At 66.7% G+C, this 17,359-nt stretch carries 12 protein-coding genes and 1 tRNA gene; 7 read left to right on the forward strand and 6 right to left on the reverse strand.

What is annotated here, in order from left to right; genetic code table 11:
- Nucleotides 1-18: 18 nt before the first annotated feature.
- Both BLV57_RS33145 and BLV57_RS33150 read right to left on the reverse strand, forming a co-directional pair.
- The gene (locus BLV57_RS33145; RefSeq protein ID WP_091295867.1) at nt 19-873 is read right to left on the reverse strand and encodes an SDR family NAD(P)-dependent oxidoreductase; all 855 of its coding nucleotides are present in this window, start codon (nt 871-873) and stop codon (nt 19-21) included.
- A gap of 24 nt (nt 874-897) precedes the next feature.
- Entirely contained in the window at nt 898-1,641 is a 744-nt protein-coding gene (locus BLV57_RS33150; protein WP_091295868.1) for an SDR family NAD(P)-dependent oxidoreductase, read from the reverse strand.
- A 648-nt stretch (nt 1,642-2,289) separates the two neighbouring features.
- On the opposite strand from BLV57_RS33150, the gene BLV57_RS33160 reads away from it, so the two are divergent.
- The 5 genes from BLV57_RS33160 (at nt 2,290) to BLV57_RS33180 (ending at nt 8,898) form a co-directional block, all read left to right on the forward strand.
- Nucleotides 2,290-3,021: an NUDIX hydrolase gene (locus tag BLV57_RS33160; protein WP_091295871.1), complete on the forward strand. Its 732-nt coding sequence runs from the start codon at nt 2,290-2,292 to the stop codon at nt 3,019-3,021.
- Nucleotides 3,018-4,154, forward strand: coding sequence for a 5'-methylthioadenosine/S-adenosylhomocysteine nucleosidase family protein (locus BLV57_RS33165; protein ID WP_091295873.1), 1,137 nt, complete (start codon nt 3,018-3,020; stop codon nt 4,152-4,154). The genes BLV57_RS33160 and BLV57_RS33165 overlap by 4 nt, the downstream gene beginning before the upstream one ends.
- Before the next feature lie 26 nt (nt 4,155-4,180).
- Entirely contained in the window at nt 4,181-6,136 is a 1,956-nt protein-coding gene (locus BLV57_RS33170; protein WP_091295876.1) for a hypothetical protein, read from the forward strand.
- 147 nt (nt 6,137-6,283) lie between these two features.
- The gene (locus BLV57_RS33175) at nt 6,284-7,552 is read left to right on the forward strand and encodes a hypothetical protein (RefSeq protein WP_143047211.1); all 1,269 of its coding nucleotides are present in this window, start codon (nt 6,284-6,286) and stop codon (nt 7,550-7,552) included.
- Nucleotides 7,549-8,898, forward strand: coding sequence for an SNIPE associated domain-containing protein (locus tag BLV57_RS33180; protein ID WP_091295881.1), 1,350 nt, complete (start codon nt 7,549-7,551; stop codon nt 8,896-8,898). Before BLV57_RS33175 ends, BLV57_RS33180 begins: the two co-directional genes overlap by 4 nt.
- Before the next feature lie 255 nt (nt 8,899-9,153).
- Here BLV57_RS33180 and BLV57_RS33185 read toward each other — a convergent pair.
- The 3 genes from BLV57_RS33185 to BLV57_RS33195 form a co-directional block, all read right to left on the reverse strand.
- A tRNA-Ala gene (locus BLV57_RS33185) sits at nt 9,154-9,226 on the reverse strand.
- A 221-nt stretch (nt 9,227-9,447) separates the two neighbouring features.
- Nucleotides 9,448-10,224 carry a DsbA family protein gene (locus tag BLV57_RS33190; RefSeq protein WP_091295883.1) on the reverse strand — a complete coding sequence of 259 codons (777 nt, stop codon included), beginning with the start codon at nt 10,222-10,224 and terminating at the stop codon, nt 9,448-9,450.
- 3 nt (nt 10,225-10,227) lie between these two features.
- Entirely contained in the window at nt 10,228-10,755 is a 528-nt protein-coding gene (locus BLV57_RS33195) for a DoxX family protein (protein WP_281244452.1), read from the reverse strand.
- Nucleotides 10,756-10,822: 67 nt separating this feature from the next.
- On the opposite strand from BLV57_RS33195, the gene BLV57_RS33200 reads away from it, so the two are divergent.
- Nucleotides 10,823-11,653, forward strand: a complete 831-nt coding sequence (locus BLV57_RS33200; RefSeq protein ID WP_091295888.1) for a glutamate ABC transporter substrate-binding protein — start codon at nt 10,823-10,825, stop codon at nt 11,651-11,653.
- Entirely contained in the window at nt 11,650-14,019 is a 2,370-nt protein-coding gene (gene hrpB / locus BLV57_RS33205) for an ATP-dependent helicase HrpB (protein ID WP_091295891.1), read from the forward strand. Before BLV57_RS33200 ends, hrpB begins: the two co-directional genes overlap by 4 nt.
- A 56-nt stretch (nt 14,020-14,075) precedes the next feature.
- Here hrpB and BLV57_RS33210 read toward each other — a convergent pair whose 3' ends face one another.
- Nucleotides 14,076-16,877: a M36 family metallopeptidase gene (locus BLV57_RS33210; RefSeq protein ID WP_245757618.1), complete on the reverse strand. Its 2,802-nt coding sequence runs from the start codon at nt 16,875-16,877 to the stop codon at nt 14,076-14,078.
- Nucleotides 16,878-17,359 lie beyond the last annotated feature (482 nt).

A 17,359-nucleotide genomic window follows, 5' to 3' on the forward strand; every position in this document is an offset into this window, starting at 1 on the left:
CGCGGTGTTCGCATCGCGTCACTGGGCGTCCCGGTCGAGGTTGCCGTGGGCCGCCACCGAAAGGTACTGCCCGTCGGCCCAGGTCTTGAGGCGGTCGGCGTAGACCTGCTGGATCATGGGGTAGAAACCCTGTCCGAAAAGGACTCGAAGCGGCGGGTTGTCCATGTCGGCGATCTTGAGGAGCGTCTGGGCCGCGGCGGCCGGGTCGCCGGAGGGCTGTTTGTTCGTGAAGCCGGCCAGGCGCTGGCGGACGTCGTCGTAGGCCGGGTTCAGCTGGGCCAGGTGACCATTGTCCAGCGGGTTCGGGTTCTTGCCGTCCCTCGTGGCGAAACCGCCGGGCTCGATGATGGTCACCTTGATGCCGAAACCGGCGATCTCACCGGCGAGGGCCTCGTTCATGGCTTCCACAGCCCACTTGGAGACGTGGTAAGCGCCACCCAGCGGCACCGCGATGAGCCCGGCGGCCGAGGACAGCTGGATGATGTGCCCCGCGCCCTGCTCACGCAGGTAGGGCAGCGCGGCCTGGATGACCCACAGCGCACCGAACAGGTTGGTCTCCAGCTGATCTCGCATTTCCTGCTCGGTCAGCTCCTCGATCGCACCGACCTGGGCGTAACCGGCGTTGTTCACGACCACGTCCAACTGGCCGAAGTGTTCCTTGGCCCGCCGCACGCTCTCGAAGACCGCGGCTTTGTCGATCACGTCCATCTCGAGCGGGAGCACCGCGTCGCCGTACTCGGCGACCAGGTCGTCCAGGCTGCCGGCCTTCCGGGCGGTCGCGGCCACCTTGTCACCGCGGGCCAGTGCGGCCTCGACGAACTCGCGACCGAGACCGCGGGAAGAACCGGTGACGAACCAAACCTTGCTGTTCATGTCTTTCCCTTTCAGTGGAAGTGGTTACCAGGCCACGGGGCCGAGGCGGTCGATGAAGATCCCGGTCGGTCCGTCGGCGCCGAGCGTCGCGAGCTCGATGAACGGGTCGGTGCCCTCGGTGACCGTCAGCTGGCCTGTGTGGTTGTTCATGTCGGTGGCGGTGAACTTGCGGTTCGCGATCTCGCCGGGCGTGAGGGCGTTGAACTTGATGTCCGGGAACGCCTGGGCGTACCGGACGGTGATCATGTTCAGTGCCGCCTTGGACGAGCTGTAAGCGAGCTCGTGCATCTTCGAGACGGCCTGGTCCGGATCGGTGACGACCGCGAAGGAACCGCCACCGCTGGACACCATCACCACCCGCGGCTGGTCGGCTGCCTGCAGCAGGGGCAGGAACGCGTGCGTGACCCGAACCGGCCCGTACACGTTGGTGTCGTAGACGGAGTGGATCTCGTCGGCCGTCGCCTCCGCGGGGTGAACGACCCCGCCCGGCGCGCCTGCGTTGTTGATCAGCACGTCCAGCCGGTCGGTGTGCTCGCGAACCAGCCGTACGGCGTCGGCCACCGATTCGTCCGAGGTCACGTCCAGCGGGACCAAGACCACCCGCGCGCCGCCCGCGGCCAGCTGGTCGGCCGCCGCCTGTCCGCGACCTTCGTCGCGCGAGCCGAGAAAGATCGTCCAGCCCAGCTCGCCGAGCCTGCGGGCCGCCTCGAGACCGAGTCCCTTGTTGCCTCCGGTGATCAACACCGTGGTCTCTTCCGCGTTCGTCATGCCCACCAGACCCCGCCCCCCGCTCGGCTGTGACCAGTTGTGAACCACTTCACAGCCGGACACCTCTCGACCACATCGGCACGGCACGTGCCGTGCCGTTTGCACGATCCCGCGGTCGCCGCCGCCCTCAAGGAGCGCTTCATCCGCCCGCAAACGGAACGGACCGCCGCCCGGCTCAGGGGGGCGCAGGAGCAGGGGCAGGTCTCGCCCGAGACCGACCCTGGGGGCTCATTTTCCTGGCCGCATTGGTCATCCCCATTTCCTCGACCGCGCCGATACTGGCGGCGGTCCCCGCTGATGTCCTTCGCGGGCACGCGGTTGCGGACGCGCGCACCGAAACTGAAGCGGACCCGGCGCCGCCGGAAGCCGCAGATCACGCGCTGGTGGATGCGCACCGCGACGAAGGCACCTCTGGTCACCGTCGTGGTCGTGGTCGCCGGGCTGGCGATCTGCGCGATTCCGGCGCTCAGCCGCAGACCCAGCAATTTTGCCTCGAAGCCCCACGTCTGCGCCGCGCCAGAACAGGAGCCACAGCCTCACTTCTTTGATCGGCAGCAGGCCAGAGGTGCCGTGCGACCACTTTCAGTCACTGAGTCGAGACCAAAGTTCACCTTTACTGTCTAACTGACAATATGTAGGGTCGACGCCATGCCCGACGACGACTGGACCCCTCCGCCGGTACTGCTGGCCGTCGACCTGGTGATCTTCACCCTGATCGATTCGACGCTCCATGTGCTGCTCGTAGAACGGGGCATCGAACCGTTCCAGGGCGACTGGGCGTTGCCAGGAGGCTTCCTTGAGGACGAGCGAGAGGCTGTCCTCGCGGCCGCCCACCGCGAACTGATGGAAGAAGCGAATCTCGACGCAACCCAACTCCACCTCGAACAGCTAGGCGCCTACGGCGAGCCTGATCGCGATCCAAGGGGCCGTGTCGTCTCGGTGGCCTACCTGGCCATCGCGCCGGGGCTGCCGGAGCCACGGGCGGGCACCGACGCCGCTCATGCGAGGTGGGTACCGGTTCCCGATGTTCTAGGAGGCAGCATCAAACTGGCCTTCGACCACGAAACCATCCTCCACGAGGGTCTCGAACGGGCCCGCGCCCAACTCGAACACACCGCCATCGCCACGGCGTTCTGCGACGAGACCTTCACCATCAATGAGTTGCAACGGGTCTATGAAGCCGTGTGGGGTGTAGCACTCGACCTGCGGAACTTCTACCGGAAGATCCAGGCCGTCGACGACTTCATCGTGCCCGTAGGCGCTGAACGACGCACGGGCAAGGGCCGACCGGCCCGGCTGTTCAAGGCCGGGAGCCGGACCACGCTCTACCCACCTCTGGTACGCCCCAGCCCGGCCACCGCAAGTGAAGGGAACGGATGAACGACGACCTGGTGGTGATCCTCACCGCCTTCAACGAGGAGTACAAAGCCGTCCTGGACCGACTCGACAACGTGGAACAACACGTGCACGATCGCGGCACGCGCTTCGACATCGGCACCGTTCGCGGAACGACCTGCCACGTCGCGGTCAGCCTGGCGGGCAAGGGGAATCAACCAGCCGCGGTCATGGCCGAAAGGGCGATCGCGCACTTCTCACCGACCGCGCTGATGTTCGTCGGTGTCGCCGGCGCGTTGTGGGACACGCCGCTCGGCGACGTCGTGGTCGCTACACACGTCTACGGCTACCACGGCGGCACCAGCGAGGACGACGGGCTCAAGTCCAGGCCCAGGAGCTGGGAACTCGCACATGAGATAAGTCAGCTCGCCCAGCACATCGCGCGTACAGGAAATTGGAAGGACACCGCACCCGACGGCGCGGAAGTGCGTTTCGGTCCCATCGCCGCAGGCGAGATCGTGCAGAACTCTCGCTCTTCCAGGGAAGCGCGGTGGATCCGCGAGCACTACAACGACGCGCTGGCCGTGGAGATGGAAGGTGCCGGTGTCGCGCAAGCGGGACACCTCAACGGTGCCCCTGTGGTCATCGTGCGCGGCGTCAGCGACAAAGCGGACGGCTCGAAGACCTCCGAAGCGGACCAGAACTGGCAGCCGCGAGCCGCAGCCAACGCAGCAGAGTTCGCTACCTATCTCGCCACTGAACTGATCAAGGAAGGGAAACACGGCGCCATGAACACCAGAGCCACTCCTCCTCGCGAGCACGTCAGCGTCCACGGCACCGGTAGCACAATCGGCATGGTGGCGGGCAGTATCAGCAACAGCACAGTCTTTCAGAATGTATCCGGCCAGCCCGGCACCACCTCTGACCTCACCGCGGAACTCTCTTTGCTGCGCAAGGACTTCGAGGCAGAACACGCACGCGGGCAACTCGACGACGAAACGTACGAGATCGCATGCGGCCACCTCGACGCCGCAGGCAAAGCCCTCGCGTCCACTTCCCCGGAAAGCAAGAAGAAATTCGTGCTGGCTCTCAAGCAGTTCAGCGGACTGGTCGCGGAACTCACTGGACTAGTCGCGAAGGTCACCATGCTCGTCGCCGCCGCGAAAGGCATCTCATGACGCCACCCACAAGCCCCCTGCCGAACGTGAACGCGACCGACTCACACATCGGAATGATCGCAAGCGAAATCCACGACTCGACCGTCTACTTCGTACTTCCGGACGCTCCGCCCGAGAAGAAATACCGTGTCGGCGTCGCATACCTGCGCGACGGTGTCCCTTCGCGGGCGCGAGAGCTAATCGACCAAGCGCGCGCACTGGGACACGACAGCGCCGAAGTACGGTTCCACTGGATGCTGGCCATGCTCAGCAAGCGTTCATATCGCGACCTCACCGTCGACGAGCGGGAACTGCTGATCTCCACGTCGCGTGCCAGCGAGGCGTTCGCAGCCGACGACTGGACGAGGTCCCTGGGCACGGTGCACGACTTGCTCAGCTGCCTGGGCGACACGGGCAGCGACCCCGAGGACGCGCTACGGCAGCTGGCCGAGCTACCTCAACCGCAACGCGACCAGATAGTGCGGCACCTGGACCTCGTACTCACGGGCAGTCTCAAGGACCGGTTCTGGGCCGGAATCCGGCGCAACGCGGCCGAAACCCGCTCAAGCATGAACCGCGAGAATCGGGTTTGGGCCTACTTCGAAGTGCCACCAAGCAAACCCCGGACCCGTAAACCAGAACCGTCGCAGGTCACCCGGCGTGACCGCGTCCGCGCCCTGCTCGGCGAACTGGTCGCCGCGCTCGGCGCCGGCTATCTCGCCAAGACACTCCTCGTGGCCGCTCGGCCTCTGCCGATAGCCGCTTACCTGCTCGCGGCAATAGCCGCCTACTACGCCATCCAGAGCGGATTCCACTGGCGCTACCAAGTGCAGCGTCTCGCGGTCAAAGAGCGTCAATTCCGGAAAAGAGTCGAAAGCGGCTCACCTGGCGGGTTCGCCAGGAACGTGAGCGACTCATTCGACCACTACTTCCACCGCTACGCGCCCGACAAGGTTCACCGTGGGACCTGGCTAGCCGAGACAGCCGGCGTCCGCGCAGCACTCCGCAACGAGATCGTTGACGTCTACCGGGACCAGCGGGTCACCGTCGACAACGTCAAGTGGCTCATCCGGTACTGCATACGGGACGTGCGCGCCAAATGGCGCAATGACACGCTGTTCGAGCATCGAAAGCGCTATCGGGCTTCAGCCAAGACCAAGACCATCTGTGTGCTGTCTACGACCACGTTCGCGGGCATGGCCACCTATGTCGCCGCAGCGGCGTTGGATAGCGACCTGCTATTCACGCTGGTCGCTGCTCTGCTCTTCATGGTCGGCACGGCGACCAGCGTGCCCGCCTGGTCGTTCATCGTCAGTGAGCGTCGACGCGAGATCGAGGACACCGGCGACTACTGGGACGTACAGAACGCACGACAGCAGGAGTATGAACGCTGGAGCCGCAAGTTGGCGGACACCATGCCATCGGAAGCCGAGATGGAGAACTGGCTTAACGCCGACAAGACCATCGTGCTCGACGAGGCACTGAAGCACTACCGGCTGGCCTGGCGCGACGTGCTCACTCACGCGTTCCTGCAAACACCCGCCGAGAACTCCAGGCGAGCCCGGGTCACCGGCGGTCCGTACCGCTACTCGAACTACGACATCCGTCTGTTCCTGATCACCCTCGACGGCGTGCGTGAGGTGACCACCGGGCTCGATTTCGAGCACATCAAACTGGTCTACCTTGAGCGCACCAACTTCCGCTTCGATGCCGTCTCCTCAGTCCACGTCGTGACCCCGACAGAGCTCAGCTGCAACCTCGCGCTCACACTCATGAACGGCGAGCCGCGCGACATCCACGTCAGCAGTTACGTCCCTGCCGACAACCTAGCCAACGGGGTTGAGGGCTCGGTGGTAGAGATGAGTCTCGATGCCGCAGGGTTCGCTCACACTCTTCACATCCTCGAAGGCATCGCCGCGGAAGGAAAACACTGGATCGAACGCGACCCCTACCTCACGAAGCCCACGAACAGCCTGCACGAAGAGCTCAGCAGTACCAGCTGATCAGGTCTCGACCGCTACGCTCGTCGATGCCCAGCGCGGGCCGAGCCAGGCTCGTCCGTTCGACGGATGATCTTAAATCTATGAAACATTTCGCTCCTTTTGGCGATATCTACGCGAGCGGGTTGGCCGAAGTCGGAGGGGAAGTCTATGGGGCGTCGTCGGGGGTTTTTCGCCGAGATGCAGTATCAAGCGGCGAAAGCGCAACAAGAGCGAGCGCGGCAAGCCGCCGCGGCGGAACGTCAGCGGGTGCGGCTCGAACGTGAAATGCACCGCGCTCAAGTAGCCGCCGCTCAAGCCCACGAGCGTATGGTGCGGGCAAACGCGCAGGCCGCCGCGCAGGCAGAACGCGAAGCCAAACGTCTCCACATCGAAGCTCAGCAATCCAAGGCCGAGTCGCTCAACGCGAACCTCGTCGAAGAGCTCTCTGCCATCGATGGAATTCTCGAGTCGACGCTGGCTGTCGACGATTACGTCGATTTGGAAAAGCTTCGACGGATCGCCGAACACCCGCCTTTCCGGTCAGCCAATTCCGCGGCGATACCCCCGCCTGCTCCGGCCGCTGCGCCGCCGGAGCCGTACTTCCAGCCTCCGCCGGCACCGACTGGTCTTTCGGCGGTCTTCGCCAAGAAGAAGCACGCCACCGCAACCGCAGAGGCCCAGGCCCGGTTCGAGCAGGCACACGCGGCCTGGCGGGGCGTGGTGGCGGAGATCCCTCGTCGGCAGCTGGTCGCGTTGGAGCAGCACCAGGCGGCGGAAGCCGAGCGGTTGCGGCGGCTGGCCCGAGACCAGCAGCAGTACGAAACCGAGTGCGACGAGCGTCGTCGGGTTGTCGACGAGGAAAACGCCCGCCTCGAGGACTTGATCGCCCGGCTGGCGAGGAACGAACCGGCGGCCGTCGACGAATACATCGGTATCGTGTTCAGCAACTCCATCTACCCCGATGCGATCAGCGCCAACAGCGACGTCGACTTCTCCTACAGCTCTGACCTGCGGGAACTATCCATCACACTGGTATTCCCGCCACCCGAGGCGATCCCGGCGACCAAGTCGTTCCGGTACGTGCGGGCCAGTGACGAACTGGCGGAAACCAGGCTGACGCAGAAGGACCTCACAACCAGGTACGCGAATCTGATTGACAACATGACGTTGCGCACCCTGCACGAGATCTGGGAGTCCGACCGCGCGCGCCGGATCGACAGCATCTCGCTAGTCGGCGGTGTCAACCACGTTGACGCTGCGACCGGCCAGGATGTGTTCGTCAGACTCATCGCACTCGCGGTGGCCCGCGAAGACTTCGCGCGGATCGACCTCGCGCGGATCACCCCGTCCGAAACGATGAAGCACCTTCGCGCGGTCGTTTCGAAGGCCCCGTTCCGTCTGACTCCGATCGACGACCGCAAGGGTGTCCGCGGATGAGCCACGCAGCCGGGTTCCGGTTTGTCACGCCGCCGGGCTGGCCGGAGCCGGAGCCCGGCTGGGTGCCGCCGACCGGTTGGCGACCGCCGGCGTCGTGGCCACCCGCGCCGCCCGGGTGGGAGTTCTGGGTCGCAGACGCCCCAGTCGAGGAAAGGGTGGCAAGCGGTCAACTGCCGCAGGAAGACCCCCCGGATCCGCTCGTTGACATCGTCGGTACACCCGCACCGAGGCAAGCGGAACTCGAGGATGTTCGTGAGCAGATCGAGCAAGCCCGCCGCGAGCTCGTCGAGCTGAACGACGCGATCCTTCTCCAGCAGGTCGGGATCTACGAGTATCACCATCCGCTCGAGAACGCCGAGCAGTACAAAGAGACGCTGGCCGCACTCCGTCAAGAGGTGAAGGACTTCGTCAAGCAGGGCAACGCGATCCTGGCCGCTGACAGATTCGCCTACAACAACTCGTTGGCACAAGGCCGCAAGATGATTGCCGACTTCTCCAAGCTGATGTTGCGCGCTTACAACGCCGAAGCCGACAACTGTGTCCGCTCGGTTCGTGCGGGCACGGTCGCCTCCGCGAAGCAACGCCTCGAGCGTTCGGTCGAGTCGATCGCCAAACTGGGCAAAATGATGGAGATGCGGGTCGCACCCGAATACCACCAGGCCCGGTTGCGGGAGATCGAACTGACCGGGGACTACCAGATCAAGGTCCAGGAGGAGCGTGAAGCGGCAAGAGAGGAACGTGAGCGTCTACGCGAAGAGAAGCGCGCGGAGGCGGAATTGCAAGCCGAACGCGAGCGGCTGGAAAAGGAACGCGACCACTATGCCAACGCCCTGGCGCAGCTCGAGGCGCAAGGCAAGCCTGAACAGGCGGACGCCCTGCGCGAGCGGTTGTCCGCGATCGCGGAAGCGATCGCGCAGAACGACTATCGGATCGCGAACATCCGAGCTGGCTACGTCTACGTCATCAGCAACATCGGCGCCTTCGGCGAGAACGTCGTCAAGATCGGGATGACCAGGCGGATCGAACCGAAGGTCCGTATCGTCGAGCTGGGTGACGCGTCGGTTCCGTTTCCCTTCGACACTCACTTACTACATTTCTCTGAAGACGCGATCACGCTCGAGAACGAGCTGCACAAGATGTTCGCAGATCGCCGGCTGAACCACGTGAACTCCCGACGGGAGTTCTTCTTCATCACCCCACAGGAGATCCGGACAGCCTTGGCGGAAAAGCTCGGAAATATCCTTGAGTTCACCGAGGCGCCCGAGGCAACGCAGTACTTCCAGAGCCGCTCCTCCTGGCCGGAAAACGCCCGCAGTCGGACTGACAGCGCGACGACCTCCCGATAGCATCCCTCAAGGCTGGTCGGCGATGCGCCGCCTTCCCCCGCCTGCGAATCGCAGTGTTGCGGGTCCAAGCCCTCCCCGGGACCAGCACCGAAAAGCCACCGCCGAGCAGCGTTCCACCTGCTCCACGCTGCTCCAGAAACGCTCCAGCAGGGGCACGCCAGAAACACGAGAAACGATCGCGCAAGATGGGGAGCGAAATGTAGAAAACCCCTCCGACCAGCCGAAACGGCTCAATCGAAGGGGTTCTTCACGATGTGGAGCTAAGGGGACTCGAACCCCTGACCCCCTCACTGCCAGTGAGGTGCGCTACCAGCTGCGCCATAGCCCCGGAGCGGGTTTCCCCCGCATCTCGTAGGTACAGACTTTACAACACCCACCTGAGGGCTCTGCGACGGGGGTACCTACCGGTCTGACCTCAGCGAAGCTGGACCGCGTGACTCCCAGTAGTTGTCGGTGGCGGGGATGGGCGCGGCGGGGAACGCTCCCCCCGAAGAGCACCCTGGGTACGGACCGAGCCACTGTCCGTACCCAGGGTGGGCGAAACAAGGGTTACTGGCCGAGCCAGCCGGGCTTGACGTCGACGACCTTGCCGTCGCGTACGACGGTGGGGGTCTGGAAGCCCTGGGCTCCGGGGTGCCAGAGCTGCTGGTTGTCGGCGGTCTTGTCGAACTCGCTGGTGATCTGGGCGGAGTAGGTGCCCACGGTCACCGCGTTGCCGAATTCCGGGCCGGTGATGCCCAGGTCCTGACCTAGTTTGATGAGCTGCGCCTTGTCGTAGCCGCGCTTGCCCTCTTCGGGCTGGGCGCGGAAGAGGGCGTCGTGGAAGAGGGAGAACTTGCCGGCGTCGGCGGCCGCGAGGGCGGCGTTCGCTGATTCGACCGAGTAGCCCGGGGGGCTGGATGCGCGGTTCAGCATGGGCAACATGTGGTACTTGACCTGGAGTTTCCCGTCGTTGACCTGCTGATGGATCTGCTCGCCGTACAGCTTCTCGAAGTTGCCGCAGGCCGGGCACAGGAAGTCGGCGTAGATGTCGATGGTCTTCGTGGCGCCGGGCTTGCCGACGGTGACGACGACGCCGTCGCGCTTCTCGACCACGCCGGGGCCTGGTGCGGTGAGTCCCGCGGTCGGGATGTCCTGGCCTTCGGTCTTGTTCTTGGACGCGTTGGTCCAGAGCACGCCACCGATCACCAGTGCGGCGAGTACCACCACGCCGGCCACGATCGCGATGATCTTCTTGGTATCGCCGCCGCCCCTGGCCTGCGTTATCGCCCGTGCCGCTTGCTGCTGCTGGCGCTTTTTCCGAGCGTTGCGCTCAGCTCCACCCACTGCTCATGTCCTTTCCGAACTTGCCGTTTCACCGGACGAGTCGTCCGGGACGGCCTTCGAGTTCCAGCCGAGCCAGCCGTCGACCGACGCCAGGGTCGACGGGCGCAGCGTCAGCCACACCGCGAGCAGGAGGAATCCGGTGTCTCGTGCTATCTCCTGCGGATACTGCGTCTGCCCGGCCGCGACCTGGCCGCCGCCGCCGAAGCAGCCGCAGTCGATGGTCAGCCCGCGTGCCCAAGACTGGGCGATCACCGCGATCAGCAGGAGCAGCAGCACGATCGAGCCGATGCCCGCGAGCCTGGTGCCGAACCCCGCCAGCAGCATGATGCCGAGCACCAGCTCGAGCAGGGGCAGCATGGTCGCGACCGGGCTGATGAGCCCGTCCGGGAGTAGCTCGTAGGCCTTGACGGCGATGAACGTCTGGCCAGCGTCGCTGATCTTCAGCCAGCCGGAAACCAGCCACACGGCGGCGAGCCCGATCCTGACCAGAGTGCCGATCAGGTCGAGCACGCGTGGAGACGGTTTGGGCACGCACTTAGGCTAACGACCGCACCTGAGAAAAACGTGAGGTCGGCCGATCGGTGGAAGGAGGTCAGCTGTGCGGGTGAAATCGCTCACCACGCTGGGCGTCGTGCTCGTGCTGCTCGCCTCCTGCGGATCGGGTGGCTCCGCCTTGGACTCGCTCGTGAAGCGCGCGAGTGACCGGAACCACCTCACCATTGGCACGCGCTTCGATCAGCCGGGGCTGTCCGAGCGGACGCTCGATGGCCGGGTCGTCGGGTTCGACATCGACGTCGCGAAGTACGTCGCGAACGAGCTCGGGGTCTCCCCCGACGAGATCACCTGGCGTGAGACCGAGCCGAAGTCCCGCGAGCCCGACATCAGCTCGGGCGCGGTGGACATGGTGGTCGCCACCTACTCGATCACCCCCGCTCGCAAGCAGGTCGTCTCGTTCGCGGGCCCGTACTTCGTCACCGGGCAGGACCTGCTTATCCGGCTGAACACCCCCGACATCACCGGTCCCGAGAGCCTCAACGGCAAGAAGCTGTGCTCGGTGCCGGGCACGACCTCGGCCGACGAGGTGAAGCGCCGGTACGCGCGTGCCGTCGAGCTGAGTGAGTACCCGCGTTATCCGGCCTGCGTGACAGCGCTGCTGGCCGGTCAGGTCGACGCGGTGACCACGGACGCGCCGATCCTGGCGGGCTATGTGACGCAGAACCCTGAGCTGCTGAAGGTCGTCGGGCAGTCGTTCACCGTCGAGAAATACGGCATCGGCCTGCGCAAAGGCGATGTGGAGGGGCAGAACGCGGTCAACGCGGCGATCCGCAAGATGATCACCAGCGGCGAGTGGATCAAGTCGCTCAACGCCAACATCGGCCCGTCGGGGTACAAGCTGCCCGCGCCGCCGGAGGTCACCGAAACCCAGTGAAGCTCCCCGACCTGCCCATTCGCGCGGTGCTCGGCGAACTGGGCGACCTGCTCGACGCGCACGGCACCGCGGTGCTGGTCGCGCCGCCGGGCACCGGCAAGACCACGCTCGTGCCGCTCGCGCTGGTGGAGCGGGCGCCGGGGAAGATCGTGGTCGCGGAGCCTCGCCGGATCGCCGCGCGGGCCGCGGCCGCGCGGATGGCCGCGCTGCTGGGTGAACGGGTCGGCGAGACGGTCGGCTATTCGGTGCGCGGCGACCGGAAGGTGTCCGCGGCGACGCGCATCGAGGTCGTGACGTCCGGGCTGCTGGTGCGCCGCGTGCAGGGCGACCCGGAACTGCCCGGCGTGTCCACGATCCTGCTCGACGAATGTCATGAGCGGCATCTCGACGCTGACCTGCTGCTCGCGCTGCTGCTCGACGTGCGCGCGGGCCTGCGTGACGACCTGCGGCTGCTCGCGACGTCGGCGACGGTCGCGTCCGGCAGGCTGGCCACGCTGCTCGGCGACGCCCCCGTGCTCACCGCGGACGCCAGGACGTTCCCCGTCGAGGTCTCGTACCACCCCGGCGCGCGGGGTGAGCGGATCGAAGCGACGGTCGCGAGGACCATTCGCACCGCGCTGTCCGAAGTGGACGGTGATGTGCTCGCGTTCCTGCCCGGCGTCGGCGAAATCGCGCGGGTGTCGGCGATGCTGTCCGGTGTCGACGTGTTCCCGCTGCACGGCAGGCTGACCGCGGCGCAACAGGATCTGGCGCTGCGCAAGGGCGAGCGGCAGCGGGTGGTGCTGGCGACAGCCGTCGCGGAGTCGAGCCTGACCGTGCCCGGGGTGCGCGCGGTCGTCGACTCCGGGCTGGCCAGGGTGCCGCGCGTCGATCACCGGCGCGGGCTGCCCGGCCTGGCGACGGTCCGGGTCTCCAACGCCGTGTCCGAGCAGCGCGCCGGCCGGGCGGGCCGCGAAGCACCCGGGCGTGCCTTCCGCTGCTGGGCGGCACACGAGCAGGCGAGCCTGCCCGCGTATCCCGAGCCCGAGATTCGCACCGCCGAGCTGGCCAGGTTCGCACTCGAGCTGGCCTGCTGGTCCACCCCGGACGGCAGCGGCCTGACGTGGTGGGACCCACCCGGCGAAGGCGCGCTCGCCGCGGGCCGGGCGCTGCTGGTGACGCTCGGCGCGACCGACGCCGACGGCACGGTCACCGCGCGCGGGCGCAAGATGGCCGGGCTCGGCCTGCATCCCCGCCTGGCCAGGGCGCTGCTCGACGGGGCCGCCGCGGTCGGCGCCACCTCGGCGGCCGAGGTCGTCGCGCTGCTCGACACCGGTGGCACGCTGACCGACGTCGAAGCCGAGATCCGCCGCCTCCGGTCGGCGTCGGAACGCTGGAAGGCGGAGGTCAAACGGCTGGCGAAGCTGGTGCCCGGCGGACCGGAGAACCCTGATCCGGCGCTGGTCGTCGCGCTCGCACACCCCGAACGGCTCGCCCGGCGCCGTGGTCCCGGTTCGCCGGTCTATCTGATGGCGGGTGGCACCGCGGCGGAACTCCCGGCGGGCAGCGGCCTCGGCGACACCGAGTGGCTCGCGGTGGCCGAAGCGACCAGGGATCCCGGCCGTGTCAACGGCATCGTCCGGCTCGCTGCTCGTGCCGACGAGCGGCTGGCCGTGCGCGCGGCCCCGGCGTTGCTGTCCGAAGTGGACGAAGTGACCTGGGCGGGTGACGTGGTCGCCAGGTCCGTGCGCAAGCTCGGCGCGATCGTGCTTTCGGAGCGCCCGCTCCGCGATTTCGACGCACGGGAGGCACTGCTCGCCGGTCTGCGTGCCGAAGGGCTCGGGTTGCTCAGGTGGTCCGAGGACGCGAAGCGGCTGCGCGAGCGGATGGCGTTCTTGCATCGGGTGCTCGGCGCACCTTGGCCGTCGCCGGACGACGAGGCGATCTTGTCCACTGTGGACTTGAGCAGTGCGCGGCGCAAGTCCGACCTGGCCAAGATCGACGCCGGGCAGGCGTTGAAGCAGCTGCTGCCCTGGCCTGCCGCGTCCCGCTTCGACGAGCTCGTGCCGGATCGGCTCGAGGTGCCGACCGGTTCGCGGATCCGGGTGGACTACACCGCTGACGAGCCGGTGCTCGCGGTCAAGCTGCAGGAGACCTTCGGCTGGACGGCCACCCCGCGCGTCGCGGACGGCCGGGTGCCTGTCGTGCTGCACCTCCTCTCACCGGCCGGTCGCCCGGCGGCGGTCACGGCGGACCTGGAATCGTTCTGGCGTAACGGTTATCTGGCCGTGCGCGCCGACCTGCGCGGGCGGTATCCCAAGCATTCCTGGCCGGAGGACCCGCTGACCGCGGCACCGACACGACGGACCAAGAAGAGCGGGTCGTGAGTGGTATGGCCGGTTCTAACCGGCCGTACCACTCACGACCCCTTAGGCCGAGCCTTTTAGCTCTTGGTGCCTCGGACCGCGAAGCGCTGGATGTCCATGAAGACGCAGCCTGCTGAGGTGGGCTGCGGTGTGCAGGAGACCTGCGGGTAGAAGGACAGCTGGTTCGACAGCACGGTCAGCCGGAGGAAGCGCACGCCGGCCGTGGTGCCGGGGGCGAGCGTGAGCGGGTGGAGGGCGTTCAGGTCGGCGGGCTTGAAGTCGGCGCTGCCCGCCTTCACCCAGGTCGTGCCGTCCACCGAGGTCTCGACGGTCACCTCCTTGGCCGCGGCGGGCGGGTCGTCGCCGCAGTTGTTGGAGGGGTCGATTTCGATGGCGCTGACGTTGACCGGCCCGCCGAGCTTGACCGTGACGAAGCGCGACTGGATCGTGCCGTCGGGGTTGACCTTCTTGTCGGTCGACCAGCCCGCGCCGCCGAGTGGTGAGGACCGCAGCAGGTCGCCAGGGCCGCAGCCGAACGGGGTCCAGTCGTCGCCGTTGAAGGCCGCCACCGTGGCGCCCGCCGTGTCGGACGCCCAGTTCTGGCGCAGCTTCCAGTCCACCGTCGTGGTGCCCGACCGGACGGAGACCGCGCGGATCTCGCTGTCCGCGCCACCTCCGAAGGCGTAGACCTTCGGGTACGTGCCCGGCAGCACTCCGGTGATCTTGTAGGTGCCGTCTGCTCCGGTCACCGCGGCGAAGGAGCCGCCGAATCCGGAATCGTGGCCACCGAAGCGGACCGCGACACCGGTCAGTGGGGCGGCCGAGTCGGCGTTGACGACCTTGCCCGTGACGGTCGCGGTCGGCGTGCCGGCGGGCGGGGGCGTCGAGAAGTCCTCGGCGGGCGCGGTGTCGTCACCGGTGACCGAACCGGCGAAGAAGCCCATGCCCCTGGCGGCGAACGTCTTCCAGATCTTGGCGGCGGCCTGGCCACCGTTGATCACGACATCGGCCTGCAGGATCGAGTTGCGCATGTCCAGGAAGGACGGGGACGCGGGCGAGAGCTCCATCGCCCTGGTCACCAGCGCCCGGGTGAGCGTCACGCCGAGCGCCGAGCGCAGGTCCCACAGCGTGCCGGCCCAGATCTCACCGTCGGCGTGCACCTCGGGGAACGGCAGGATGTGGCCGAGGTCGCCGTACGTGTAGCCACCAGGACCGGCACCCGGCGTACCCGGGCACTTGGCCGAAGCGACACCGACCGCGCAGTCCAGCGGCTGCGACCGGGCCAGGCTCTCGCCGTTGCCCACGTAGTCGCCGACGATGATCTCGCCCGGCGCCGCGGTGTCCTTGACCAGACCCTTGCCGACCAGGTAGTCGAAGGCGTACCAGTCGCTCCAGGCCTCACCCATCGCGCCGGACTGGAACGCGTTCAGCGTGGAGTTGCCCAGCGCGTCGACGACCAGCCGGTTGGACAGGCCGTGCGTGTACTCGTGCTCGATGATGCTCGCGTCGTCGGCGGAGTTCGACGCGAGGAACGGGTCGGTCGGGTCCTTGGGGTTGTGGAACAGGAACATGCCCATGAACGGGGCCTGCCCGTCCGGCGGGGTCCCCATGAACGCGTTGTCGTACGAGCCGGGGTTGCCCGCGGCGTTGAGCAGGGTGTGCACCTCGACCGCGTCGCCGTCGACCTTCTCGAAGTTGCCCGCGGCGCGGGTGAACCCGATCGGGAAGGAGGCCAGGTGGTCGTGGAAGGTGCCGACGTAGGCCAGCGCCTGCACGGCGTTCTGCTCGCGGTTCTTCGCCCAGGAGCCTGGTGTCTTCGGGTCCCACGAGCACTGCCTCGCCGCCGAGCACGGCGCGCCGACGACGGCGTTGAAGTCACTGAACTTGTAGCGGAAGCTGCCGTCGGCGTTCGGCCCGATCTCTTCTTCCGGCTGGAACTTCTGGTCGCCGTTGACGTCGGCTCCGACGTGCGCGACATTGCCGTCCAGCGTCTTGGCGTCCGCGGGCAGCCAGCCCTTCTGGGTCAGGTTGACCTGCTCCTGCTTGCCGCCTGCCGCGGCCCCGGGACTGACCTGCCAGGCGAGGCCCTTGGCGCCGTCGGCGTCCTCGTGCCGGTTCACCAGGTTCTTGCGGTAGAGCAGAGCGCCGGTCTGGGCGTCGGTCACCTGCTGGAACAGCTTGTCCGCACTCGGCCTGTCCAAAGTGGACCAAGCAGGGCGCACACCGTCGGCCGTGAGGAAGCCGACCCGCTGCGACTCCTTGCCGGGAGCGGCCAGAGTGGACGCGCCGAGCGAGGCAGGCAAGCCGCGCACGGGCGAGCCGTCCAGCTGGATCAGCCTGCCGTCCTTGGCGACGTGCGCCTTCAACCCGTTGCCGAACAACGGGATCCCGTCGACGACCTGGGTGAACGAGAGGTGGTGGATGCCCTCGACGTCGACATAGTCCTTGCGCAGGTTCAGTTTCGTTCTGTCACTCGCGGATAGCCCGACCAGTCCTTCGTGTTCGGTCAAATAGCGCAACACGATGTCGCGCGGCGCCTCACGGCTCGGCCCGGTCAGGAAACCGTCCGTACGAGCGAGAACCCTGGGCGTGCCGGTCAGTGCGTCGATGTCGATGCGTGCCTGCTGCCCGAGTTCGGCACGGGCTTGCGCGGTCACACCTGCTTGAGACGCCGAGAACAGCGCCTGCGCGTTCAGCGCGCGTGGGCTGGATCTGGCGGTGTCGCGCACGTCGAAGTCCTGATCGGACCTGCTCGGCACGGCCTTGTCCGATGTCGACGGCGGAGCGGCGTTCGCGACCGGCACGGTGGCCAGCCCGAAGATCATCACTGCGGTCGCGGCGTACACCGAGGCACGCGGACGCGACGACTTGAACGTCACGAAGACCCCTCTCTCAGTGGTGACGTAGACCTTTCCTTCGTACCGACACAGTCCCGGCGCACATCAGCGCCGATCGGGTACGGGTGTGGTGCCTGACCGTGATCAGGGCACTTTCACCTGCGAGAACACGCAGGAATCAGCGGACGGGCACGCCTGCCCGACCTGACATACTCTCCGCACCATGATCCGGTGATCGGTACATGACGCGGGGCGGCGACCGCCCCGCGACCCGTTTTCGGGGCCGCGCAAAGGGGGTGACGACCCCTCTCTCGATTTCGTTGACGGTTAAGCGAAGTGTGCCCGGTGATGCCGGGGAAGAATTTGTGAACATGCTCCGAGATTACGAACTCGGTCGCTTCGCCACACTGAGGAAAACCGCAATCCTGGACTGTGGCTTACCTCAGTCTCGGACGCTGTTTCGCCCTAATCCTTTGCTATGAAGCCAAAACGCGGCTTGGCGTGCTCGGCCGAGCTTCGGGAGA

Origin of the sequence: Amycolatopsis xylanica, from assembly GCF_900107045.1 — a bacterium.
In the GTDB taxonomy this organism is placed as follows: domain Bacteria; phylum Actinomycetota; class Actinomycetes; order Mycobacteriales; family Pseudonocardiaceae; genus Amycolatopsis; species Amycolatopsis xylanica.